This is a genomic window from Streptomyces sp. NPDC055189 (assembly GCF_053606765.1).
In genome coordinates, this window is sequence record NZ_JBSGSG010000001.1 from 247,243 (window position 1) to 270,382 (window position 23,140).

The 23,140-nt window shown below is 69.6% G+C and carries 26 protein-coding genes and 2 pseudogenes; 14 read left to right on the forward strand and 14 right to left on the reverse strand.

The annotated features are described in order from the left end of the window. Positions 1-38 precede the first annotated feature (38 nt). Positions 39-920: a carbon-nitrogen hydrolase family protein gene (locus tag ACWFR3_RS01085; protein WP_453732525.1), complete on the forward strand. Its 882-nt coding sequence runs from the start codon at positions 39-41 to the stop codon at positions 918-920. 33 nt (positions 921-953) lie between these two features. On the opposite strand, the gene ACWFR3_RS01090 is transcribed toward ACWFR3_RS01085, so the two are convergent. Together ACWFR3_RS01090 and ACWFR3_RS01095 are read right to left on the reverse strand one after the other, a co-directional pair. After that, complete coding sequence (locus ACWFR3_RS01090) at positions 954-1,439, reverse strand: phospholipase (RefSeq protein ID WP_453732389.1); 486 nt, start codon at positions 1,437-1,439, stop codon at positions 954-956. Between the two features lie 187 nt (positions 1,440-1,626). Next, on the reverse strand, positions 1,627-2,931 hold the full coding sequence (locus ACWFR3_RS01095) for a DUF6348 family protein (protein ID WP_453732390.1): 1,305 nt from the start codon (positions 2,929-2,931) through the stop codon (positions 1,627-1,629). A 205-nt stretch (positions 2,932-3,136) separates the two neighbouring features. Between ACWFR3_RS01095 and pip the strand changes: the two genes are divergently transcribed. Then, positions 3,137-4,102: a prolyl aminopeptidase gene (pip, locus tag ACWFR3_RS01100; RefSeq protein WP_453732391.1), complete on the forward strand. Its 966-nt coding sequence runs from the start codon at positions 3,137-3,139 to the stop codon at positions 4,100-4,102. 234 nt (positions 4,103-4,336) lie between these two features. Here the strand turns inward: pip and ACWFR3_RS01105 are convergent, their stop codons facing one another. Together ACWFR3_RS01105 and ACWFR3_RS01110 are read right to left on the reverse strand one after the other, a co-directional pair. After that, entirely contained in the window at positions 4,337-4,942 is a 606-nt protein-coding gene (locus ACWFR3_RS01105) for a peptidase inhibitor family I36 protein (RefSeq protein WP_453732392.1), read from the reverse strand. A gap of 222 nt (positions 4,943-5,164) precedes the next feature. Next, complete coding sequence (locus ACWFR3_RS01110) at positions 5,165-5,521, reverse strand: hypothetical protein (RefSeq protein ID WP_453732393.1); 357 nt, start codon at positions 5,519-5,521, stop codon at positions 5,165-5,167. A gap of 219 nt (positions 5,522-5,740) precedes the next feature. Between ACWFR3_RS01110 and ACWFR3_RS01115 the strand changes: the two genes are divergently transcribed. From ACWFR3_RS01115 to ACWFR3_RS01125, 3 genes are all read left to right on the forward strand, one after another. After that, positions 5,741-6,151, forward strand: a complete 411-nt coding sequence (locus ACWFR3_RS01115) for a VOC family protein (protein WP_453732394.1) — start codon at positions 5,741-5,743, stop codon at positions 6,149-6,151. 62 nt (positions 6,152-6,213) lie between these two features. Then, positions 6,214-6,399: a hypothetical protein gene (locus ACWFR3_RS01120; RefSeq protein WP_453732395.1), complete on the forward strand. Its 186-nt coding sequence runs from the start codon at positions 6,214-6,216 to the stop codon at positions 6,397-6,399. After that, positions 6,396-6,722, forward strand: coding sequence for a hypothetical protein (locus ACWFR3_RS01125; RefSeq protein WP_453732396.1), 327 nt, complete (start codon positions 6,396-6,398; stop codon positions 6,720-6,722). Before ACWFR3_RS01120 ends, ACWFR3_RS01125 begins: the two co-directional genes overlap by 4 nt. A gap of 118 nt (positions 6,723-6,840) precedes the next feature. Here the strand turns inward: ACWFR3_RS01125 and ACWFR3_RS01130 are convergent, their stop codons facing one another. Further along, positions 6,841-7,479 carry a hypothetical protein gene (locus ACWFR3_RS01130; RefSeq protein ID WP_453732397.1) on the reverse strand — a complete coding sequence of 213 codons (639 nt, stop codon included), beginning with the start codon at positions 7,477-7,479 and terminating at the stop codon, positions 6,841-6,843. Positions 7,480-7,835: 356 nt separating this feature from the next. On the opposite strand from ACWFR3_RS01130, the pseudogene ACWFR3_RS01135 reads away from it, so the two are divergent. Next, positions 7,836-7,967, forward strand: a pseudogene (locus ACWFR3_RS01135) (transposase); the annotation flags it as partial. Positions 7,968-8,241: 274 nt separating this feature from the next. Here ACWFR3_RS01135 and ACWFR3_RS01140 read toward each other — a convergent pair. After that, positions 8,242-8,541 (reverse strand): hypothetical protein, encoded by a 300-nt coding sequence (locus tag ACWFR3_RS01140; RefSeq protein WP_453732398.1) that lies wholly within the window; start codon positions 8,539-8,541, stop codon positions 8,242-8,244. A 124-nt stretch (positions 8,542-8,665) separates the two neighbouring features. On the opposite strand from ACWFR3_RS01140, the pseudogene ACWFR3_RS01145 reads away from it, so the two are divergent. After that, positions 8,666-8,782 (forward strand): annotated as a pseudogene (locus ACWFR3_RS01145) (IS21-like element helper ATPase IstB); the annotation flags it as partial. 236 nt (positions 8,783-9,018) lie between these two features. Here ACWFR3_RS01145 and ACWFR3_RS01150 read toward each other — a convergent pair. From ACWFR3_RS01150 to ACWFR3_RS01170, 5 genes are all read right to left on the reverse strand, one after another. Then, entirely contained in the window at positions 9,019-9,690 is a 672-nt protein-coding gene (locus tag ACWFR3_RS01150; protein WP_453732399.1) for a DNA alkylation repair protein, read from the reverse strand. A 178-nt stretch (positions 9,691-9,868) separates the two neighbouring features. Then, positions 9,869-10,468 carry a GOLPH3/VPS74 family protein gene (locus tag ACWFR3_RS01155; protein WP_453732400.1) on the reverse strand — a complete coding sequence of 200 codons (600 nt, stop codon included), beginning with the start codon at positions 10,466-10,468 and terminating at the stop codon, positions 9,869-9,871. 427 nt (positions 10,469-10,895) lie between these two features. Beyond that, positions 10,896-11,408, reverse strand: a complete 513-nt coding sequence (locus tag ACWFR3_RS01160) for a DinB family protein (RefSeq protein ID WP_453732401.1) — start codon at positions 11,406-11,408, stop codon at positions 10,896-10,898. A gap of 227 nt (positions 11,409-11,635) precedes the next feature. Then, complete coding sequence (locus ACWFR3_RS01165) at positions 11,636-12,055, reverse strand: arsenate reductase ArsC (protein ID WP_453732402.1); 420 nt, start codon at positions 12,053-12,055, stop codon at positions 11,636-11,638. A 54-nt stretch (positions 12,056-12,109) separates the two neighbouring features. Further along, on the reverse strand, positions 12,110-12,745 hold the full coding sequence (locus ACWFR3_RS01170) for an arsenate-mycothiol transferase ArsC (RefSeq protein WP_453732403.1): 636 nt from the start codon (positions 12,743-12,745) through the stop codon (positions 12,110-12,112). Between the two features lie 66 nt (positions 12,746-12,811). Between ACWFR3_RS01170 and ACWFR3_RS01175 the strand changes: the two genes are divergently transcribed. The 4 genes from ACWFR3_RS01175 to arsM all read left to right on the forward strand — a co-directional run bounded on the left by ACWFR3_RS01175 (position 12,812) and on the right by arsM (position 16,201). Continuing rightward, complete coding sequence (locus ACWFR3_RS01175; protein WP_453732404.1) at positions 12,812-13,117, forward strand: ArsR/SmtB family transcription factor; 306 nt, start codon at positions 12,812-12,814, stop codon at positions 13,115-13,117. Then, a complete protein-coding gene (arsB, locus tag ACWFR3_RS01180; RefSeq protein ID WP_453732405.1) occupies positions 13,117-14,232 on the forward strand; it encodes an ACR3 family arsenite efflux transporter in 1,116 nt (371 codons plus the stop codon). The genes ACWFR3_RS01175 and arsB overlap by 1 nt, the downstream gene beginning before the upstream one ends. Then, positions 14,229-15,290: an ArsO family NAD(P)H-dependent flavin-containing monooxygenase gene (locus ACWFR3_RS01185; RefSeq protein WP_453732406.1), complete on the forward strand. Its 1,062-nt coding sequence runs from the start codon at positions 14,229-14,231 to the stop codon at positions 15,288-15,290. The genes arsB and ACWFR3_RS01185 overlap by 4 nt, the downstream gene beginning before the upstream one ends. A 110-nt stretch (positions 15,291-15,400) precedes the next feature. Next, complete coding sequence (gene arsM, locus ACWFR3_RS01190; protein ID WP_453732407.1) at positions 15,401-16,201, forward strand: arsenite methyltransferase; 801 nt, start codon at positions 15,401-15,403, stop codon at positions 16,199-16,201. 69 nt (positions 16,202-16,270) lie between these two features. Here the strand turns inward: arsM and ACWFR3_RS01195 are convergent, their stop codons facing one another. Further along, positions 16,271-16,867 (reverse strand): hypothetical protein, encoded by a 597-nt coding sequence (locus tag ACWFR3_RS01195; RefSeq protein ID WP_453732408.1) that lies wholly within the window; start codon positions 16,865-16,867, stop codon positions 16,271-16,273. A gap of 23 nt (positions 16,868-16,890) precedes the next feature. Continuing rightward, entirely contained in the window at positions 16,891-17,256 is a 366-nt protein-coding gene (locus tag ACWFR3_RS01200) for an ArsR/SmtB family transcription factor (protein ID WP_453732409.1), read from the reverse strand. Positions 17,257-17,424: 168 nt separating this feature from the next. On the opposite strand from ACWFR3_RS01200, the gene ACWFR3_RS01205 reads away from it, so the two are divergent. Continuing rightward, on the forward strand, positions 17,425-18,783 hold the full coding sequence (locus tag ACWFR3_RS01205; protein WP_453732410.1) for an FAD-dependent oxidoreductase: 1,359 nt from the start codon (positions 17,425-17,427) through the stop codon (positions 18,781-18,783). 5 nt (positions 18,784-18,788) lie between these two features. Beyond that, positions 18,789-20,006 carry an MFS transporter gene (locus ACWFR3_RS01210; protein WP_453732411.1) on the forward strand — a complete coding sequence of 406 codons (1,218 nt, stop codon included), beginning with the start codon at positions 18,789-18,791 and terminating at the stop codon, positions 20,004-20,006. Between the two features lie 115 nt (positions 20,007-20,121). Here ACWFR3_RS01210 and ACWFR3_RS01215 read toward each other — a convergent pair whose 3' ends face one another. Further along, positions 20,122-20,652, reverse strand: a complete 531-nt coding sequence (locus tag ACWFR3_RS01215) for a hypothetical protein (protein WP_453732412.1) — start codon at positions 20,650-20,652, stop codon at positions 20,122-20,124. Between the two features lie 414 nt (positions 20,653-21,066). Here ACWFR3_RS01215 and ACWFR3_RS01220 point away from each other — a divergent pair, with 414 nt between their 5' ends. Then, the gene (locus ACWFR3_RS01220) at positions 21,067-23,052 is read left to right on the forward strand and encodes a potassium transporter Kup (protein ID WP_453732413.1); all 1,986 of its coding nucleotides are present in this window, start codon (positions 21,067-21,069) and stop codon (positions 23,050-23,052) included. The last annotated feature ends 88 nt before the right edge of the window (positions 23,053-23,140 follow it).

The window sequence follows — 23,140 nt, forward strand, 5'->3', positions numbered from 1 at the left end:
TGCCGGACACCCACCCCACAGCCACGAAGGGCCCGATGATGAACACCGCGTTGCCCCCGAACCGAGCACCCCTGCGGGTGGCCGTCGCCCAGACACAGGCCCGCCCCGGAGACGTTGCCCATAATGCCTTGGAGGCGGCATCTGTGGTGAAGGCCGCAGGAGAGGAGGGAGTACGCGCTCTGCTCTTCCCCGAGCTGTCCCTGACCGGGTACGAGCCGGCATGGCTCCGTGCCTCACTGCCCGCCCGAGCCGTTGACCCACAGGGCGCGGAGCTGGAAGTGATCCGGGCAGCCTGCCGTGCTTCCGGGGTCACGGCCATCGTGGGCGCCCCCAGAGCCTTCGGCCGGAAGTCGGCCATCTCCGCACTCGTCATCGATCAGCAAGGACGCACAGCAGCGGTCTACGACAAACAGCACCTCGAAGCCCGGGAAAGGGAAATCTTCGACCCGGGAACGGCGGGATGCCACACCCTTGTGGTGGACGGCTGGCGGCTGGCCATCGGGATCTGCCACGACGCGAGCTTCCCGGAGCACGCCCGTGCGGCCGCCCTTGCGGGAGCGGACGCCTACCTCTGCGGCGGTGCGTTCACCCGCGGGGATTCTGACCACCGCCGCTCGGTCTACTTCCCGGCACGCGCCCTCGAGAACACCTTCTACGTCCTGTTCGCCAACTTCACGGGACCGCACGGCCCCCGGGAATTCTGCGGGACAAGCGCGATCTACGGACCGAACGGACGTGCCCTCGCAGAGGCGGGCAGCCAGGGTCCCGCGCTTGCCCTCGCAGACCTCGACGATGCAGACCTGGAAGCCGTACGCAAGCAGCTGACGATGTTGCAAGACGTCGCCGAGTCGCCCGGACGGGATCTCAGCGGATCGAGTGAGCGTGACCACGGTCCTCGTGCGACGGCTTGCGTGCGGTGACGCGGGCGGAGCACGCTGCCACGGTGCGGCCGGTCAGGCGGCGGCCCTGTCTCCCACCACACCGGAGAAGCCGAGCTTGTCGACGGCCTGGTAGTAGGTCCAGGCCGTCCCGTTGCACGTGGTCTTCGTCGCACCGCTGTATCTCGCGCACACCCTCTTCAGGTCCTCGTAGAAGGCGCTGTCGATACGCGCTTTGTTGGCGTTGAAGGTCCCTGCCTCTTTGTAGTTGCGGTAGCCGAAGTCGTGGCGGGCACAGGCCGTCTTGAAGGGGAAGCCCAGGGGGTTGTCGGGCGAGGTGGAGCAGTAATCGGTGGACCAGTTGAACTGGTAGGCGCTCCAGGCCCCCTGGTTCCCGTTGGCCGACACCCAGGCGTTGTAACTGCCCGCGTCGGTCTGGGTCCACCTGCTGAGCACCTGCGCCTTGTCGGCGGGTACGGCCAGGGCGGGGGTGGCGGCTACGCCCAGTCCCAGGGTGAGGGATGCGGCGCTCACGGCGAGGGCGGTCAGTCGACGACGCATGGGGGCCTCCTGCGGGGGGATGACACTTCCGTCTCAACAAGCCTTTTCATTCCCACAGTTGGCACTTCAACAAACGAGAGTTTTGAGTGAACTCCGCGTGACCGGCGAGGTTTAGGGAGCAGCCGTCACTGCGCTTCCGACATGTGGTGAGGTGCGTCCGGGTGCGCCCGGGCACCCTGCCGGCGCTTCAGTTTGACGGCGGTTGCGGGAAGCGGTTGCCGAGGATGAGGCCGGCGGGCCAGGTGTCCTTCAGGACCTTGCTGAGCAGGGGGTGGCCGGATTCCAGGACTTCGCTGCGGCGGATCGAGCCGTTCTCGTTGATGCGCTGACCGCCGAGGACGACGGGGGCGCGCAGCAGGGCGTCGCCCCAGGGGCTGATGGCATTGCAGAACAGGCCCTCGAAGCGGTGGCCGGCCAATTGGTCGTTGTGGACGCGCTGCACGAAGTCATCGATCACGGCTGCCTGCAGGTAGACCCAGGCGAGATAGTTCACCGTGCGTCCGTCGTCCAGACGGATCGGCAGGCGGACCTTGAGGAAGTTGCCGACCCCCTCCGCGGTCATGATCGCGCCGGTGTCGGACTTCACGCGGCGCCTGCGCTCCTCCTCCGGGAGCTCGGCAATCAGGTGGGGCAGGTCCAGGTCGAAGCCGGGATGCTGCGGGTCGTAGCCGTCGCAGGCGTTGTGGCTGTGACTGTGGCCATTGGTCTGCCCGGTGGCCGGAGAGAGACCGAGCCGGGGAGCGGCCGGGTAGCTCGGCTCACCCCCGCCCGCCGCGACCGGAAGCAGCAGCGCGTAGAAGCGCACTGCCGTGAACGCCGTCGGCTCCGGCAACCCGAGCGATGCCAGCGCTGCCGATGCGGCCTCGTGCCGCTCACCGTTGACGCGGACCTCGGCCTGCATCGCGCCGGGACTGCCGCCGTAGAAAACCTTGACACCACTGAAGAAGGGCGATTCCAGATCCGCGGTGAACGAGTCCGCGATCCGGCGCAACACGTTGGCTTCCGACAACGCACCCTGAAGCCACTGGCTCACCTCGGCGTCGCGCCCGAGACCGACCGCGCCCGAGGTGATCACGTGCCAGCCGGGCACCCCGCACTCGTCGTCAGGGCCCGCACGGTCCGCGAAGTGTGCGCGCCCGTCGAGGAGTTCCAGCAGGCAGGCGCCCGCGGTGTGCACCCACGTGTCCGCCGCGTCCTGCGGATCGCCGGACATCGACTCGACACAGTCCAAGAAGCACGGCACGTCCGGCTGGAGACCGGCATCCGGCAGCGCGACCAGGTCGTAATGGTGGGTACCCCCGTGATGCGGCGGGGCCACGGCCACGGCCCAACCCTGCGGGCTGATCAACGAGTTCCCCTTGAGCTGGGCGCCCTGCGTCACGCCGGGCGCGAACGCCTCGAGCCCGGACCTGACCAGGCCGAGAAACTCCAGGTCGGGCAGCCGCTTCGCTGCCGGTTCCTTTGTGCGCGTACGACGCCGTATCCAGGACATCCGTGGATGGTACTGAGCCCGGCGGACCGGGCAGAGCCCGGGCCGCTCCTCAGCGCCGTGAGAGGACATCGCCACACCCCACTCTGCTGGGCCGGCTGCGCCCGGGTTGTTCGCTGCCCCGGCTGGGGAGGGATCGGCAGACGCTGTTCAGGGCAAATCGGCTAATCTCGCGGGATTGTTCTGCGTAATTGAGGAGGGAACCGCCATGCCCCGGCCATTTCCGCCCGTCGAACCGTATGCACACGGTCTCCTGGATGTCGGGGACGACAACCGGATCTACTGGGAGACCAGCGGCAACCCCGAGGGGAAAGCGGCGTTGTGCGTACACGGTGGTCCCGGCAGCGGGGGCCGCCGTGGCAGCCGTCAGATGTTCGACCCCGAGGTCTACCGGATCATTCTGTTCGATCAGCGGGGCTGCGGTGAGAGCCGCCCGCACGCCTCGGATCCGGCGGTCAGTCTCGAGCACAACACCACCGGGCACCTGATCGATGACATGGAGCGCCTGCGCGAGCACCTGGGCATCGAGCGCTGGCTCCTGTATGGCGGTTCCTGGGGCTCGACGCTGATTCTCGCCTATGCCGAGCGCTACCCCGAACGGGTCTCCGCGATCGTCATCGACGGCGTCACCATGACCCGGCCCGAAGAGACCGACTGGCTCTACCACGGCGTCGGGCGCCTGCTGCCCGGCGCCTGGGAAGCCTTCCGTGACGCACTGCCGCGAGCAGAGCGGGGCGGCAACCTCGTGGCCGCCTACAACCGGCTCGTGAACAGCACGGACGAGGCAGTCCGGATCAAGGCCGCGCGGGACTGGTGTGCTTGGGAAGACGCCGTCATCGCCCACGAGGCACTGGGCAGGCCCGGCGCGTACAGCGACCGGCCCGACGATGCGCTGATGGCCTTCGTCCGGATCTGCGCGCACTACTTCGCCCACGACGCCTGGATCGAGGACGGGCAACTCCTGCGCGAGGCAGGCCGGTTGGCCGGGATCCCGGGCGTGCTGATTCACGGCCGGCTCGATCTGGGGAGCCCGCTGAAGACCGCGTGGGAGCTGGCCGGGGCGTGGCCGGATGCGGAGCTGAAGGTGATCGACGAGTCGGGCCATACGGGCAGCCCTGCGATGCGGGACGCCATCCTGGAGGCGATCGAGCGGTTCGGTGACGCCCGCTACTGAGAATTTCGCATCTTCGGTGAGGTGCCCGGCTGTGTCGTCGCGCTCATTGCTCGGGCCGTTGTCGGGCCGCGCCCTTTCTGGGAATGCTCCTGCGACTCCACTCGATCCCTCACCCCGGTTGGCTGGTCTTTGAAGAACCCCTATCCGGGGCGGCCGTGGTCTGCCCGGTGCGGTGCTGTGTGGTGCGGCGCTCCCGGCCCGGGGCGGGGTCGGGAGCGCCGTTGCGGGAGGGGCCTAGCCGCAGGGGATGACGTAGCGGACGGGCATCCAGTCGCCATGGGCATCGGAGCTGTAGGCGCGCGGCGTCTTGTAGACCAGGCCGCCGCTGGGGTTGTACATCCGGGCCCGGCGGCTTTCCAGGTTGCGGGTCTGGTCGTTGACCCAGGAACCGCCCCTGCCCCAGGTGGAGACGTAGTACTTGGTGTTGCACTGGCGCATCTTGATGATGGTGCCCTGGAAGTTGTCGCGCTGGTAGGCGCAGAAGTTCCCGGACACTCCGGGAACGTCCAGGCAGGGGTCAGCGGCGATGCGGGTGCCGTTGCCGGAGGCGAAGTCGCGCGGGCGGGCCTCGCCGGGCAGGGCGACGAGGATCTCGCCCTTCTCCTTGAGGTCGATCTTGTTGAGGGCGGTCTGGGTCCCGCCGGTCTTGGCCAGGTAGCGGTCCACGTCTGCCTGCAGCGCGGTGGTCTGAGCACTGGTCAGGTGCGCGGACTGGGCCTGCTGGGCGAAGCGCGGGGCTGCCGGCGCTGCCGGTCCTGCCTGGGCGGTGCCCACGCCGGTGACGAGCATGAGCACCCCGCCTGCCGCCGCGATGGCGACGTGTGCCTTGGTGACTGCCATGTTGTTCCCCCTGTTTCTTTCGCGGTTCTCCGCGTAATGCGCCGCCCTTCGCGGCGCCTCCAGAAGATTCCCAGCGGGCCACAGCCTGGTCGTCCACCCCGGGGTTGAGCCGGGGTAAACCCTCGCGGTAAGCGCTGCGGATGACGGCGGTTCCGGCCGCGAACGTACGCTCGTGCAGGTATGGCCCACTGCCGGGGCACTCCCCACTGAGTGACGGCTGGATCAGTCGGCTGTTATTACGTCGGCCAGATTCACAGCGGGGCAGCCGAGTGTTCCCGTCAGTACGCGACGCTGGCGCTCCGTCAGGGAGGTCAGGAAAAGGGCAGCGTCGGCCTGGGTCTGTTCACAGAGTGCGGCTGTTTCGCGGACCTTTCCATCGCTCAGGAGAGTCCGCGAAGAGTAGGGAAGGGCCATCTTCCTGGCCCCGCCGTCCGAGACACCGCGCCGTTGCACGATACGGCCCACGACGCGCACACCGTGCTTCTCCACCTGTTGGGCCGCAGTGTCCATCAACACGGCGAAGTCCTTCTGCTTACCGGAGAAGTAGCCCACGAGTACGACAGCAGTTCCCTCGGCCACGAAGGCCGGAGCCTGCTGCCGCACTGGTACCGGCCCCGCGCGGCGGGCTGGCCGCCGATCGCGCCTTCGATGCTGGTGCATGGCCGACAGGCTAGAGGCGCCACCGCCTGTGGCGATAGGCAGTTTCCCTGACCGGAACTACCCTGCTGATCCGCACCTCAGTGAAGCTGCTCAGGGTCTGTCTCGAATTCTGGTGTGAGCTTGTGACAACATCGCGGGATGTTGCGACTCACCGATTTCATCATCGACTGCCCGGACACGATGAAGCTGGCGGCTTTCTACTCCGAGGTGACGGGCCGTCCGATCAAGGAAGGCAGCTCCCAGGACTGGGCCGGCATCCAGTTCGGCGAGATCGAGTTGGCATTCATCCGGGTGGACGACTACCGCGCTCCGCAATGGCCCGACAGCGAGCACCCCAAGCAGTTCCACCTCGACTTCGAAGTCGACGAGATCGAGTCCGAGCAGCGCCGTGTCCTCGGCCTCGGCGCGACGCTACAGCAGGACTTCATCGGCCCCAACGGCTACGGTTGGCAGGTTTACACCGACCCGATCGGCCACCCCTTCTGCCTGTGCCGCAATAAGGGCGTCATCTGGACCGACCAGGGACCGACCTGGCCCAAGCACGACTGAGCGGCGGGCCTTCCGCGAAAGGCTGCGCCTGGAGGCGGGGGAGATGTTCGCTCCACTGCGACGTGCGGCCCCTCGACACCACGGTGGAGGTCGGGGGTCACCGCTACCAGCTGTCCGCCCATGACTGGCGCCCTCTGCCCACGGCCTCCTGGCTGGCGGAGAAGACCGACGAGATGCTCGGCGCCGCTCCCGCGGACCCCACCGCGACCGCCGGCGGGCAGGGCAGGGCAGTGACACCCTCGTCATGACACATGCCGAGTTCACCGCCGCGGCCCCCTCCGCGCTGCGCACGCTGCGCTGGCCCGACGAACTGGCCCTCAGCCCTCTACAGAGCAGCCGCCTGGTACGGGCTCACGCCATGTCGCTGGAGGACGTACTCCGCAACGCCATCCGCCGTCTCCCGCTGGAGCGGGGCGGCGAGAGGAGCCATCCCGCCGCCCTGGCCGCGTTCGTCGACGGGGCGTCCACCCGGGAGGCCGCCGCCCGGCGGCTGGGGCTGCCCTCCAGTACGTACCGGCGCCATCTTGCCGGAGCGGTGGAGCCGGGTCACCGACATCATGTGGCGCCATGAGATCGACGGGACACCGCTGCGGCGGCCCGGGGCGCACTCCGGTGTCACTCCGGGACCGTCTGCCTGAGGCTCTCCGCGAGGGAGCTGACGGCCGGCCCGGTGCGTTCGCCGAGCCGGGCTACGGCCCCTTCCTGCTGCTCGCCTTCTCGAGTTCGCGGGAGATGGCATGTTCGTCCTGTCCGTGCACGGCCTGCTCCAGACTGTGGTCGTCGCTCTGCGAGAACCGCTCGCCTTTGGCGAAGTCGTCCTCGCTCAGCACCTGGCCGCACCACTCCCCTCGCCCCGCCACATGGTCGTCGAACGGCACGGCCGCGCCCTCGCCCAGGACAATCCACTGGTCGGCGTCCCAGCGCAGGGCGAGGACGTAGGTGTGACCGGTCTCCAGCCGGGGCGCATCCGGGGCGGTGCCCTTGATCCGCTTGCCGTTGCGGTACACCGACCAGCCCGGGGCGGTCATGTCGAACTCGGTGCCCAGCTCATGCCGAGGGGTGGCAGCGGACCACAGCACCTTCTCCTTCCGGAACGTCACCGCCCGGTCGACGGTGTACCGCACCGCCCCCTTGGCGACGTCCTGCCTGTTGCTCTCCCGCTCGGAGGCCGGCACCGCCACCACCACGTGGTCCGCGCCCGCTTTCCAGTCCGCCGCGGTGTGGGAGGGGTAGGGGTCGTCGGGCGCGCCGCAGCCCACCACAGTGCGCAGCCCCTCCCGGCCGATCAGCACCCCCGCGGTGATACTGACCGCGGCCAACACAGCCACAGCGGGTCTGCCGGACAACAGGGGATGGACCGTGAACCTCAACTCAAGACTCCCGTTCTCGAACAGCATCGGGCCGTTCAGTGCCTACACGTGTATTGATCACTTTTCTCGCCGGTTGGTTCCGAGCGAGCTGCCACGAGGGGCGACCTGCGCAGATGAGGCATCGCGGGTAAGCAGGAGGCGGGCGCCTGACGGCAGCGATCGGGCCCGACAAGGGCCTTGGCGAACAGCCCGTGTGCGGATCGCAGCAGGGTGGAGCGGCCCCGAGCACGCAGGCGCCGCGTGGTGCGCAGTTGCGCCAAGATGTCGTCCACGCCGGGCGGCACACACATGCCACTCCCCGTTTCAGCCGCTTCCCCCGTCGCTACCCGGGGCGACTTCGGGTTCCGGACCGGGCGGCCTTCGCGGGCGTCATGTACGTGCTGCGGACTGGTGTCGCTTGGCGCGATGTTCCGGCCGAGACCGTGGGCTGCTCCGGGGTGACGGCCTGACGCCGGCTGCGGGACTGGGACGCCCACGCCACAAGTCCCGGCGTCTGTATGCCGATCGGGGCTACGACTTCGACAAGTACCGCCGTCTGCGAACGACGCGCGGATCTGCACCAGGGCCTGCTCGAACTGGCCTGCAGCCTCATATGCCTTCGGCGTCTGCGAACTTCATTCTGAGAGATCAGCGAGGAGCGACATGCCGGAGGCGGTGGCAAGGCGGCAAAGCCGATTCCCGTCCCTGGGGGCTGAACTCAGGGGAGGTCGAAGGTGATGTTCACCGACCCCCGTCCGGCGCCTCCGTGAGCGTGAGAGTTCCATCCTCTGCCTCGAAGACTCTCACCAAGCTCCCGCCGCCGTCCTCGCCGGGAAACACAATAGAGAAGTAGGGGTCCATCTCCATGAGGAAGTCCCAACTCTCGCGCTGGGTCGTGTCGAGGGCCTTGGCATGCCGACCGGTTGCCCGCCACGTGCCGACCGCGTCGACAGCAACAGTGATGTCAATGTCGTACTTCTCGAGGCACGTCGCATGATTGGCCCACCATTCGAGGCGGGCCTGACCCACGAATCGATCCATGAACACACGGTGCACGGCGCCCAGCCCGGACGGGCAAGCCGTGAGACAGAGCCGCATGGGGCAAGCCGGACAGACCCTCGCCTCAACCGGCTGCACCGCCTGTGCCTCGCTGCCTCCGGATCTCATTCCGAAACCATCAGTAAGCGACTCGGGCACCGGTAAATCGCACCTGTTGGTCGCGTTGGGTACCGAGGCCGCCGTGGCGGGCTACAAGCAGGCCGTGCGAGAGCTCGTGACCGCTCTGGTGGCCAAGGCGGGCGTGCGCGACGCGGATGCGGTGGGGGCGCAGTTGGCGGTGCGGTTCGACGGAGCGATGGCCATCGCCACCTTCACCGGCGACACCGAGGCCGCGCTCCACGCCCGCCGGGCAGCCCAGGCGGTTCTCGACACCGGGTTGCAGCGGCGGGTTCGGGGACCCGTCGTCCCCGAAAGCGCCCGATGCTGGGGGCAAGCGGCGGACCGCGACCGCGACTGCGATCAGCTCTGTTCCTTTCGGCGCACCATTTCGGTGATCCAGCTGGGCGCGTAGGGAGACGTGCAGCCCGGGGACGTCGGGTAGTCCTTGAGGACCTCCAGGCGCTCACCGATGCCGATGGCACGGGTGCGGTACTCGGCGTGCTCGATCCCGATCTGCGCCAGGCAGTGATTCATCGCCCACTGCAGGCGGTCGGGGGCGTCCTTCATCTGCGCCTCGATGACGTCGAGCAGTCCCGCCAGGTCCAGGCCCTGCGGCTTCTTCGCCACGTGCTCGACGGTCAGCGCCCAGCCGGCGCTGGCGACCACGGGATCCGCATCGGCCAACCAGGCAAGACGCAGCTCTTCGGCGTAGGGGTTCTTCTTCACCGCATAGTTCACGAGCCAGTCGTGCACTTTGGGTGTGCGCGCCTGGCGCAGCATGGCATCCAGCTCGTCACGCCCGAATGCTTTCGGGCGGCAGATCAGGAGCGCAAGGAGTCGCGCCGAGGTGTGGTCCGTCTCCCAGAGCTCGCAGGCGAGTTCATGCTGCGTCTTCAGCCGCTTCGCGAGCGCGCGCAGCTTGCCGAGGTTCACACCGTGATCGTCACCGTGCTTCTCGTTCGCCTCGCGTGTCCGGGGATCCTCGAGTTCGGCCAGCTCGGCCATCACCTCGGCCACCGTCGCCTCGGGCATCTTGCAGCTCCTGTCCACCTGTCCACCACGTGAGCGATTCACCCTATGACGGAGGCCGGCCTTGGTTCGGACACGCCGACCTTCGGCTCGCCGGGGCTTCTCCGGCCCCGGCGCCGCCCGACGGTCGTGCGACCGCGTCGCCGTCAGGCATGACCGAGCCAGCGGAGGCGGCCTCGGCTCACGGTCCGCGCCAGAGGTTGGCGAAGGCCGCGTTTTCGATGGTCCGCCGCTGGCGTACGGCCTCCAGTTCCATCACCGCGTCGTGGACGGCGGCCAGCACGGTCGTCACCGCCTCGTCATCGAGGGCGGGCTCGTCGTCGGACCGTTCGTCGTCGATCCCCACGACCGAGGCGAGGGCGGCCAGGACGGGTTCCTTCTCTTTCCAGCGGTCGGTTGCACGGCGGCGCGCGGGCGTATCGACCGGTTCCATGCGTTCCGGGCCGAAGGGCAGCCGACCGCTTCGTTGCGGCTTCAGCTCACCGTTCTCCTCCAGGGCGGCCTGGTACGCGGCCGAGAGGTCTCGGCCGCGGCGCCACAGCCAGTCTTCGATCCGCTCGTAGGGTGCCTGCCGGGCGAGTCCTGCGGCGGCCTCGCTCAGGAACCGGTCGTCCTGCGTCGGCTGTCCGCCCGGCACGATGCGGTCGCCGTCCACGGCGACCGTCCCCGCACCGATGAGATCGATGAGTTCGGCTCCCGCGAGTGCGAGGGACAGGTCGCCCTGTCCCACGGAATGCTTCAGGTCCATGGCGATGATGAACAGGTCTTTCGCCGTGGTCATGAACGGCTCCCCTCGGAGGCATCGGCAAAGGTGCGTCCCCGCCAACAGGGCCCGCGTACGGGCCGGCCCGGCGGCGGGGCGACTGTCACCATCAGTATCGCCCCATCCGCGTGGCCGGAGCCCTCTGGCAAGGCGGCGGGGGCGTCGTCACCTCCCTGCCCCGCCGCCCGTCCTGACTACGCACGGCACCTGAATACGCACGGCAGCCGTGCATTGCTTGGCAGGGCCGTCGGAACGTGCTGCGCCGCCTCGTGGTTGCTTACCGCTCGTGTCTGCGCCGGGCGGTGGCGTGGGCTGCGAGCGCCTACGGACCCTGCGCGGGATGCCGTGCGCCGTGGCCTTGTCAGCGCGTTTCTGTCCGCCATGGCTGGGCGGCTGCGAGGTCGGAGCCTTCCCTCGATCAGCGGCCCTTGTCGGCCAGGGTGAGCTAGCGGCGATGGAATTCGAAGTGCTGGAGCGGATAGCGGTAGAGGTCCGCGACGGTCATGACGTCGTGGAAGAACGGATCCCAGCGGGTGGGGTAGGGCATGGCGAGCGCGAAGTCGCGCTCCCGTTCGGCGTCGAGCCGGTGGTGCAGGAACGCGATCATGCGGTCGAACGCGGTTTTCATGCGGCGTCGCCCCAGGAGTCTCGCGCCGCCCACGGGGCCGAGGTAGTTGACGACGTCGAAGGGTTTGGTTCCGGCGTTGAGGAGTCGGGCGAAGACCTGGCCGACGCAGCGCGGCAGCCGGCCGAAGATCCGCAGCAGGGTCAGCAGCGGCCGGATGAGGATGTAGCCGAACAGCATGTGGAACAGCAGCTGCTCATTGGTCCACCGGGTGCCTTCGGTGGCCCGGCGCAAGTCGGCATCGCTCGCGTCGTCGAGGAGTTGGTGGAACGTCCTACGGGCCCGCTCCAGTTCCTCGTGAATCGCCTGACGGTCCAGCGACGGAGTACTCATCGGACTCACCAGCCTTTCCGGGCAGCGCCCGGCACCTGCCCCCCACCGCGGCGAGAGCCGATAGCCCGACACAGTAAGGGCCCCGCGTGCCACGACGATTGGAGGCGAGCAGCCCGGCCTCCTTCAGCTTATTCGGACGGGCGGGTTCGGGAGCGCCTTGAGCGGCCGTGCCAGGCCGGACCGTCAGTCGTACCGACCTCGAAGGGGACGCCGGACGTAGGGGCTGCTCACGCGATCTGCTGGGTGTCGATTTCGGCGATGAGGGCCTCGACGCGGGTCTTGATCTCGTCGCGGATGGGGCGCACGGCGTCGACTCCCTGGCCGGCCGGGTCTTCCAGTGCCCAGTCGAGATACTTCTTGCCGGGGAAGATGGGGCAGGCGTCGCCGCAGCCCATGGTGATGACGTAGTCGGAGGCCTGGACGGCCTCGGTGGTCAGGATCTTCGGCTTCTGGGCGGAGATGTCGATGCCGGCCTCCTTCATGGCCTCGACCGCGGCCGGGTTGATCTGGTCGCCGGGGATCGAACCGGCGGAGCGGACCTTGATCCGGTCGCCCGCGAGGTGGTTGAGGAATCCGGCGGCCATCTGCGAGCGCCCGGCGTTGTGGACGCAGACGAAGAGCACGGAGGCGAGGGGAGTGGTGGTCATGAGGTCTTCCTTCACAGGCAATGAGCGGTCAACAGGTGGCTTGGGAGTGGATGTTCAGACCTCTGGCAGGGTGTCGAGCAGGGCGGTGATGTGTGTGTCGATCGCATCGCGGATGGAGCGGATGACGGCGATGGGCGCGCCGCCGGGGTCCGCCACCGGCCAGTCCAGATAGCGGCGGCCCTCGACGACGGGGCAGGCGTCTCCGCAGCCCATCGTGATGACGATGTCGGCGGCATGGACCACCTCGTCGGTCAGCGGCTTGGGGTAGGCGTCGGCGAGATCCACGCCCGCCTCGACCAGGGCCTGGACCACGCCCCGCTCCACCGCCTCGGCCGGATCCGTGCCGGCGGAGGACACCGTCACCCGGTCACCCGCGCGATGAGTCAGGAGCGCAGCCGCCATCTGTGAGCGCCCGGCGTTGTGGCTGCAGACGAACAGCACCCGAGGCGGCCCGCCGCCCGGTGTGCGCTCGGCGTGAGCCAGGGCGTCCAGACGTTCACCGGTGAGGCGTTCGGAGAGCACCACCAGATGCGTACGCACGCGGGAGTGTTCGGCAAGGCGCCGGTAGGAGTCCGTAAGCAGCAACTGCACGGTCTCCACGGAGAAGCGGCCCGTATGCCGGGAGGCGAGGCGGGCCACCCCGGCGGACAGCCGCTCGTCGGGGAAGAGCGGGAGGGGCGAGGCGGTCATGAGGGAACCTCCCGACGAATCATCGTGGACTGGTATCAGCTCCGAATGATGTGACAGTATCAGTGCATGCTGACTTCAGTCGACGCTGATGTGATCCGGGTGCTCGGTGACCCGCTCCGCCTGCAAATCGTGACCCTGCTCGCCCGGGAGACGCTCTGTACGACGCACCTGGTGGAGGAGACCGGCGCCAAGCAGACCAACCTCTCCAACCACATGAAGGTGCTGCGCGAGGCCGGTCTGGTGGAGACCGAACCGTGCGGCCGCTTCACCTACTACAGGCTGCGCCCCGAGGTCCTGGCCACGCTCTCCGAGCAGTTCGCCGAGCTGGCCGCCTCCGCCCGCACCGCGGCCGACAACAAGAGGGCCTGCTGATGAGCCGCACCGACACCACGCCGTACAGCGACCAGGAAACGGCGCCCTCCGGCGACGGCATCGTCGCCAAGCTCTCCACCCTGGACCGCTACCTGGCCGTGTGGATCCTCATCGCGATGGCCGTCGGCCTGGGCCTCGGCAGGTTGATCCCGGGAATGAACGACGCGCTCGCCAAGGTCGAGATCGGCGGCATCTCCCTGCCGATCGCCATCGGCCTGCTGATCATGATGTATCCGGTCCTCGCCAAGGTGCGCTACGACAGGCTCGACACGGTCACCGGCGACCGCAAGCTGATGGCGTCCTCGCTGGTCATCAACTGGATCGTCGGCCCGGCGGTCATGTTCGCGCTCGCCTGGATCTTCCTGCCGGACCTGCCCGAGTACCGCACCGGCCTGATCATCGTTGGGCTCGCCCGCTGCATCGCCATGGTCATCATCTGGAACGACCTGGCCTGCGGTGACCGCGAGGCCGCCGCCGTCCTGGTCGCCCTGAACTCCGTCTTCCAGGTCATCGCCTTCGGCCTGCTGGGCTGGCTCTACCTCGACCTGCTGCCGGGCTGGCTGGGCCTGGGCGACGGCGAGAAACTCGACATCTCCATGTGGAAGATCGCACTGAACGTCGTCATCTTCCTCGGCGTCCCGCTGCTTGCCGGATTCCTCACCCGCCGCATCGGCGAGAAGAAGATGGGCCGGGAGAAGTACGAGTCCAACTTCCTTCCGAAGATCGGCCCGTGGGCGCTCTACGGCCTGCTCTTCACGATCGTCATCCTCTTCGCGCTGCAGGGAAAGACGATCACCTCCCAGCCGGTCGACGTCGTCCGCATCGCCCTGCCGCTGCTCGTGTACTTCGCGATCATGTTCTTCGGCACGTTCCTGCTGGGCAAGGGCCTCGGTCTGGCCTACGACCGCACCGCGACCCTCGCGTTCACGGCCGCGGGCAACAACTTCGAGCTGGCCATCGCAGTCGCCATCGCCACCTTCGGCGTCACGTCCGGCCAGGCCCTGTCCGGAGTCGTGGGACCGCTCATCGAAGTCCCCGTCCTGATCGGCCTGGTGTACGTAGCCCTGGCCTGGCGCAAGAAGTTCTCCGCCCAAGCGCTGACGACGGCACCGTGACACACACGGCGGATGTGGTGGTGATCGGCGGCGGGCAGGCCGGGCTCGCCGCCGGCTACCACCTGCGCCGGCAGAAGCTCGACTTCGTCATCCTCGACGCCCAGAACCATCCGGGCGGCGCCTGGCGGCACACCTGGGACTCGCTGCACCTGTTCTCCCCGGCTGCGTTCTCCTCCCTGCCCGGTCGGCTGGTGCCCGCCCAGAGCGGCGAGGAGTACCCGGACGCCGGACACGTCGTGGACTACCTGGCCGACTACGAGCAGCGCTACGACCTGCCCGTACAGCGCCCGGTCCGGGTCAGTGCGGTACGCCCCGAAGGTGAGCGGCTGCGCGTGGAGACGGATGCGGGCACCTGGTCGGCGCGGGCGGTCGTCTCGGCGACCGGCACCTGGTGGCGGCCCTTCCTGCCCGCGGTCGCGGGCCGTGAGTTGTTCACCGGCCGCCAGCTGCACACGGTCGGCTACCGCAGTGCGGCCGACTTCGCCGGTCAGCGGGTCGTCGTGGTGGGCGGAGGCAACTCCGGCGCGCAGATTGCCGCCGACCTGGCCCTGGCCGGCGTCGAGTTGACCTGGGTCACCCAGCGTCCGCCGCGGTTCCTGGCCGACGACATCGACGGGCGCGCCCTGTTCGACGCCGCGACCGCCCGCCGCCGTGCCCTCGACGCGGGCCGGACCGGCACCGGCGGAGTGGCCTCGCTCGGCGACATCGTCGCTGTCCCGCCGGTCCGTGCGGCGCGCGATGGCGGACTCCTGAAGGCCCAGCCCATGTTCCGGCGTTTGACCGGCGGCGGAGTGGAATGGACCGACGGGACGTCGGCTCGCGCGGACGCGGTGATCTGGTGTACCGGCTTTCGGCCCGCCCTGTCCCACCTGGCCCCGCTGGGTCTGCGCGGACCGCGCGGGCGGATCGCGACTGCGGGCACCCGCGCCGTAGGAGATCCCCGCGTGCATCTGCTCGGCTACGGCGACTGGACCGGACCGGCCTCCGCGACCCTGATCGGCGTCGGCCGCCCCGCCCGCGAAATGGCCCGTGACGTCGCGCTGCTCCTGACGTCCTGAGCCGGACGCGGGCGGCGCCGCACGTGATTCGACGCTCCTCTATGTTGACGGACATCTATTCAGAGAGGAGGGTTGATTCCACAGTCTTCGATGCAGGGAAGGGGACCCTCATGAGCGAGCAGTCCGACCTCCGCGAGAGCGTCCGCGCCGGGTACGCCGCCGCAGCCCAGAAGGTCATGGACGGCGGCACGGCCTGCTGCGGTCCCCGGGCGCCCGAGATCGATGCGAACTTCGGCTCCGGCCTGTACGGGACAGCCGAGCGCGATGCCCTGCCCGGGGAGGCTGTCGCGGCCTCCCTCGGCTGCGGCAATCCGCTTGCCGTCGCGGAACTGCGCGAGGGTGAGCGGGTGTTGGATCTCGGCTCGGGCGGCGGCATCGATGTGCTGCTCTCTGCCCGCCGGGTCGGCCGGACGGGCAGGGCGTACGGCCTGGACATGACCGAGGAGATGCTCGCCCTCGCACTGGCCAACGCGAAGAAGGCCGAAGCCACCAACGTCGAGTTCCTCAAGGGCACGATCGAGTCGGTGCCGCTGCCCGCCGGGACGATCGACGTCGTGATCTCCAACTGTGTGATCAACCTGTCCGTGGACAAGCCGGCCGTCTTCGCCGAGATGTTCCGTGTGCTGGCACCCGGCGGCCGGATCGGCATCTCGGACGTCGTTGCCGAGGACTGCCTCTCTCCCGCGGAGCGAGCCGAGCGCGGCAACTATGTCGGGTGCATCGCCGGAGCGCTGTCCTTTGCCGAATACCGGCAGGGCCTGGAAGCCGCCGGATTCACCGACGTGGAGGTCGTCCCGTCCCACCCGGTCGCCGACGGCATGCACTCCGCGATCGTGCGCGCGCTCAAGCCGCAGGGCGCCGTGGCGGCGGTGGCCACCGCAGCACCCGGTCGGAGCTCCTGCTGCAGCTGAGCAAGGGTGCCTGCCGCCAAGGGCCGGGGCGGGCCGCCGCTGAGATCGCAGGTCCTGCCCGCCGGGCGGCTACGCGGTGGGGCGGCGCAGGCGGGACAGCACGTGTCCGGCGTCGCGGCCGACCCCGCGCAGCGTCTTGGAGGAGAAGCTGCGCTGGAACTCCATGCCGACGATGCCGAGTCCGGGCACGGTGGTGGCGATGCCGCCGCGGTGCAGGGGCCGGCCGTCCGGGCCCAGGGCGCCGCTGTCGGTGAGATAAGGGAAGGCGGGGCGGTAGCCGGTCGCCAGGATGACGGCGTCCACTGCTTCCTTCGTTCCGTCGGCCCAGATGACACCCTCGGCCGTGAGGCGGGTGAACATATCCCGCCGGTCGACGCCGTGCCGCTCGAGGGCGGTGCGATAGCGGCCGTCGTCGAGGACCGAGACCGGGACCTTCGCCAGCAGGCGCCGGATGGGGGCCACGTCGAGCCGGGTGTGCTTGAGCCACCAGTGCAGATCGCGGCCCAGCGGGCGCTGGGGTGTCCAGCCGATCGGCCGCCGGGTGGCCAGCGTGGTGCCGGCGACCGCGCCGAGCTCGGCAGCGATCTGGATCGCCGAGTTGCCGCCGCCGACCACCACGACCCGCCGCCCGGCGAACGCCTCCGGGCTGCGGCTGACCGGCCGCACCGGCCGCACAGGCGGCCCTGCGGTCAGGCGCGCAGGTCGAGCATGGCGGACATCGCGGCCACGACGGACGGGGCGACCTGGTAGTAGACCCAGGTGCCGCGCCGCTCGGAGGTCAGCAGGCCGGCGTCCTTGAGCTTCTTCAGGTGGTGGGAGACGGTCGGCTGCGAGACGCCGACGTCGGAGATGTCGCACACGCACGCCTCGCCGCCCGGATGTGAGGCGACCTTGGAGAACAGGCGCAGCCGCACCGGGTCGGACAGCGCCTTGAACATCGCGGCCATCCGCTCGGCGTCCTCGGACGACAACTCCCCGGCGGTGATCGGCGGGCAGCACGGCACCACGGCCTCGGTGTCCAGCACCGGCAGTTCGGCAATCTTCGACTTCGACATACGTCTATGTTGACACTCATCGATACCAGTGGCAAGCTCCGTACATCGACAGACGTCGAAACAAGGAGTCGTCGTGACTGCCGCCCGAACAGGGCGGCGCACCCGGTCGGCAGCTCTCACCTCCACGCGCTGACCTTTTTAGCCCTGCTTTTGAGGAGACCGAGCATCATGAGCACCCAGCAGCTTCCCGTCGTCGTCATCGGAGCCGGCCCCATCGGACTGGCCGCCGCCGCCCACCTCGTCGAGCGCGGCATCGACCCCCTCGTGCTGGAAGCGGGCGACAGCGCCGGAGCGGCCGTGCGCGAGTGGAGCCACGTGCGCCTGTTCTCCACCTGGGGCGAAGTCGTCGACCCCGCCGCCGAGAAGCTCCTGGCCCCCACCGGCTGGGTCAAGCCGGACGGCGACACCTATCCGAGCGGCGGCGACTGGGCGACGACGTATCTGCAGCCGCTGGCCGACGTCCTGGGTGACCGGGTCCGCTTCGGCGCGACGGTCACCGGCGTCTCCCGCCAGGGCCGCGACCGCGTCGTGGACGCCGACCGCGAGCAGCAGCCCTTCACCGTGCGCATCGAGAACGCCGACGGCAGCGAACAGCGCCTCCTGGCCCGCGCGGTCATCGACGCTTCCGGCACCTGGTCCACCCCCGGCCCGATCGGCGGCGACGGCCTGCCCGCCCTCGGCGAGCGCACCGCAGCCGAGCACATCTCCTACCGCGTACCCGACCTCAAGAACCCCTCCGTACGCGCCCGTTACACGGGCAAGCGCACCGCGGTCATCGGCTCCGGCGCCTCCGCCTTCACCGCCCTCGCCTACCTGGCCGACCTCGCCGAGGACGCCCCCGACACCCACGCGGTGTGGGTCCTGCGCCGCGGTATCAGCGGCTCGACCTTCGGCGGCGGCGAAGCCGACCAGCTGCCCGCCCGCGGCGCGCTCGGCCTGGCGGCCAAGGCCGCCGTGGACAACGGCCACGCCGACGCCGTCACCGGCTTCCGCACCGACGCCGTCGAGCCAAGCGGCGAACAGCTGGTCCTTGTGGCCGAGGACGGGCGCCGCCTCGACCCAGTCGACGAGGTCATCGTCCTGACAGGCTTCCGCCCCGACCTGTCTTTCCTGAGCGAGCTGCGCCTGGGCCTGGACGAGCGCCTCCAGGCCCCGGTCGACCTGGCCCCGCTAATCGACCCCAACCAGCACTCCTGCGGCACCGTCTACCCGCACGGCGTGGGCGAGCTCTCCCACCCGGAGAAGGACGTCTACCTGGTCGGCATGAAGTCCTACGGACGCGCCCCGACCTTCCTGGCCATGACCGGCTACGAGCAGGTCCGCTCCATCGCCGCCTCGATCGCCGGTGACCAGGAGGCCGCCGAGCGCGTGGAGTTGACCCTGCCGGAGACCGGGGTCTGCGGAGGCGCGGGCCTCTTCGACGAGTCCGCACCGCAGGCCGAGACCGATGGCGGCGGCTGCTGCGCGACACCGTCCACCCTGCAGATCGGCGTCGGCGCCCCGGCCGCCGCGTCGGGCGGCTGCTGACCGGCGTGCCCGACGCCGACACGAGCGCGGCCGGCACCGGAACAGCGCCTCCGGGACGGTCGCGGCCGCGCGCCGTGCTGCCCGCGCTGTGCGCCACCCAGATCACCAGCTGGGGCGTCGTCTACTACGCCTTCCCGGTGCTCAACTCCCGTATCACGGCGGACGCCGGCTGGCCGGCGACCTCCACGACCGCCGCGTTCTCCGCAGCCCTGCTGGTCTCCGCGCTGGTCGGCATACCGGTGGGCCGCGTCCTTGACCAGCGGGGGCCGCGCGCCGTGATGACCGCCGGATCGGTGCTGGCGGTCGCCGCGATCCTCGCGATCGCTTATGCGCCCAACCTCGCCGCGTTCACCGCCGCCTGGCTGCTGGCCGGGGCCGCGATGGCCGCCACCTTCTACCAGCCGGCGTTCGCCGCCCTCACCCGCTGGTGGGGCGAGCAGAGAATCCGCGCCCTGACCGCCGTCACCCTCGCCGGGGGCCTGGCCTCCACCGTCTTCGCCCCGCTCACGGCCGCCCTTGCCGCGCACTTCGACTGGCGCACGACCTACGCCCTCCTGGCCCTGATCCTGGCCGCCGTCACCATCCCGGCCCACGCCCTCGCCCTGCGGGCACCCTGGCCTCCGACTCCCGCACCACACGTCGACCGTGAAACGGCGACCACTAAATCGATCACCCGCAGTCGCCCCTTCCTGCTGCTGACCGCGACCCTCACCCTCAACGGCTTCGCGATCTACGCGGTCGTCATCGCGCTTGTGCCGCTCCTGACGGAACGCGGCGCGAGCCCCTCCGCCGCGGCATGGGCACTCGGCCTGGGCGGAGCGGGCCAGACTCTCGGCCGCACCCTGTACGCAACCCTCGCCCGCCGCACAGAAGCCACCACCCGCACCGTCGTACTCATCGCGCTGGCCGGCGCGACAACGGCGGCTCTCGGCCTCGTTCCGGGACCGATCCCGCTCCTCGTGATGCTGGCGGTGCTCGCCGGCATGGTGCGCGGCAACCTCACCCTCCTTCAAGCCACCGCGGTCACTGACCGCTGGGGCGCCGCTTACTACGGCCGCCTCTCCGGACTCCTGGCAGCACCGGTCACGGTGGCCGGTGCGCTGGCCCCGTTCGCCGGCGCGGCACTGGCAGCGGAACTCGGCGGCTACCCGGCACTCTTCGTCGTCCTGGCCGGGGCATCACTCGTCGCATGCGTTTTGGCAGCTGGATCACGCAGCCGTTGATTCGGGATCCTCAGGTGCCTGCGCGAAACCGCGCCGGCGGGGGCCGTTCCGGCTGGCGGGGAGACACCCGCCGGGCGCTCCGGGCGCCCTGCGGGTGGGGGAGTTCGGCCGGCGTCTAGACGGTCGGGGAGGCGGTGAAGTGGGTGTTGCGGTAGCCCTTGCCGTCCCTGTTCCAGTCCAGCTGGATGTATCCGTCGGCGAGGTAGCGGCCCGAGCCTGCCTTGTACTTGATCGTCCCGGTCGTGTACGACCCGTTGCCGGCGGTGTTGCCGTGCTCCAGCTTGTACTCCAGGCCGGTGTAGTTCGCCGACTTCACGACCGGGTCGGTGCCGGAGACCGACTTCTTGGTCTGGAGGTGGAAGCGGGCGGCGTCGAGCACGTCCGTCTGGTTGACGTACGAAACGGGCCCCTCGAAGTCAATCTTGGCGTTGGTGTAGATGTAGCCGCCGGAACGCTTGGCGCACAGCTTGACGGTGAAGTTGTAGTTATCCGCCCAAGGGCCGGTGTACGACGGGTTGTCGACGGAGGCCTTGCTGCTCTTGCAGTGGTAGTTCGCCGCGGAGGCCGTGGTGGCGGTGGCCAGCGTGGTGCCGGCGACAGCGGTGGCGGCGAGCAGGGTGAGGGCGGTGCGCTTGAACGCGGGCATAGGGTTGTTTCCTCCTACAACGATCGGTACGCCAGGGAGCATATAGGCAGGTCGAGGCCCGTCTCACACGGCGGCGGACTCCGTTGGGGCCCGCGGATGCCGGGCCGGCGAGGCGGTCGTGACGTGTAGCGTCCGCGAGCCGTAACCGGCGAGATGCACACTGACCGCCGAGGCCCGGGAGGCGCACGTCCCCCTCCAGGGCCCCGGCTCTAGCGAGGACCGTTCAGCTTGCTCACCCCGTCCGGGAGCAACCGCGGATCCCTTGGATCAATCCAGGTCAGAGCCGGTGATTGTTCCTGACGTGGCGCTCGGGACAAGGCGGCACCGCCTGGCGACGGTTGGGGGAGGGGGGAGGTATCGTCCGCCCCGTTGCCTTGGTCCGCGGCTCGGCGGACGGCACGGAGGAGGAGCGGCATGGCCGGTCACCGGCAGGGAAGTGCGTCGGATGACGGATCCGCACCGGAGCCACCGGAGACGGGGGCAGCCGAGACCGGTCGGGCGGGCCGGCGCGACGTGGTGCGTCTCGCGGTGGTCGTCGGCGCTCTGGGCGTGGTCTTCGGCGACATCGGGACCAGCCCGATCTACACCCTCCAGACGGTGTTCAACCCGAGCGATCCCCACCCCGTCCCGGTCACCACGGACAACGTGTACGGGGTGGTGTCGCTGGTGTTCTGGTCGGTGATGATCATCGTCACGCTCACCTACGTGCTGCTGGCGATGCGCGCCGACAACGAGGGTGAGGGCGGCATCATGGCGCTGATCACCCTGCTGCGCCGGTGGAGTTCACAGCGCGGGCGCCGGGCCGCGCTCGTACTGGCCGCGCTCGGGATCTTCGGTGCGTCGCTGTTCTTCGGCGACAGCATGATCACCCCGGCGATCTCGGTGCTGTCCGCGGTCGAGGGGCTCAAGGTCGTCGAGCCGTCGCTGGAGAGCGCGGTCGTGCCGATCACCGCGGTCATCATCGTGCTGCTGTTCCTGGTGCAGCGCCGGGGAACCGCGGCGGTGGGCCGGGTGTTCGGACCGGTCATGATCGCCTGGTTCCTGGCCATCGGCGCCTGCGGCGTCGCCGGTATCGCCGACCACCCGGGCATCCTGCGGGCGCTGTCCCCGACGTACGCGCTGGGCTTCCTGTTCGGTCACTGGGGTACGGCTTTCTTCGCCCTGGCCGCGATCGTGCTCGCGGTCACCGGCGCCGAGGCGCTCTACGCCGACATGGGGCACTTCGGCCGCCGGGCGATCACCCGGGGCTGGCTGCTGCTGGTCCTGCCCGCCTGCGTCCTGAGCTACCTGGGCCAGGGCGCGCTGATCCTCAACGATCCGGACAGCATCAGCAGCCCTTTCTTCCTTCTCGTGCCCGACTGGGGGCGCTGGCCGATGGTCCTGCTGGCGACGGCAGCCACCGTGATCGCCTCCCAGGCGGTGATCACCGGCGCCTATTCGGTGGCCTCCCAGGCCGCCCAGCTCGGCTACCTGCCGAGGCTGCGCATCGCGCACACCTCCGAATCCACCATCGGCCAGATCTACGTCCCCTGGATCAACTGGCTGCTCATGTTCTCGGTCCTCACCCTGGTCTTCGCCTTCCGCTCCTCCGCGGCGCTGGCCTACGCCTTCGGCATGGCGGTCACCGGAACCATCACCATCACCACCCTGCTGTTTTTCTACGTCGCCCGCGCCAAGTGGGGCACGCCCCGCTGGCTGCTCGCCGTCGGCGGCGGCCTGCTCCTGTTCGTGGACCTGCTGTTCGTGGCGGCCAACATGACCAAGCTCGTGCACGGCGCGTGGCTGCCGCTGCTGATCGGCCTCACCGCGTTCACCGTCATGACGACCTGGCAGCGCGGCCGCGAGCTGGTCACCGCGCAACGGGCCCGCGCCGAGGGGTCACTGCCCGACTTCGTCGACGCCCTGCGCAACGGCGAGGCCGTCACCCGCCAGGTCCCCGGCACGGCCGTCTTCCTCAACCGGGGCAAGGAGACCGCACCCCTGGCCATGCGGGCCAACGTCGAACACAACCACGTGCGCCACCAGCAGGTCGTCATCCTCAGCCTGAAGACCGAGCCGGTGCCCCGCGTCCCGGCCGACCGGCGACTCGTCGTCGACGACCTGGGCTACGGCGACGACGGGATCATCCACGTCACCGCCCGGTTCGGGTACATGGAGACACCGGACGTGCCCGGCACCCTGGCCCTGCTCGACCCGGCCGAAACCGAAGGGCCGCTGCAACTGGACCAGGCGTCCTACTTCCTGTCGAAGATCGAGCTCCGCCGCGGGAAGGCACCGACCATGGCGCCCTGGCGCAAGCGGCTGTTCATCGCCACCTCCTACATCACCTCCGACGCCGCCGAGCACTTCAGCCTGCCCCGCGAGCGCACGGTCATCATGGGCGCGCACATCGAGGTGTAGGCATACCGGCCACCGCCACCGTCTCTTCCCAGCACAAGCCCCCGGAACCGTAGGCGCGTTCCGGGGGCTGTGGCAGGCCGTGTCCCGC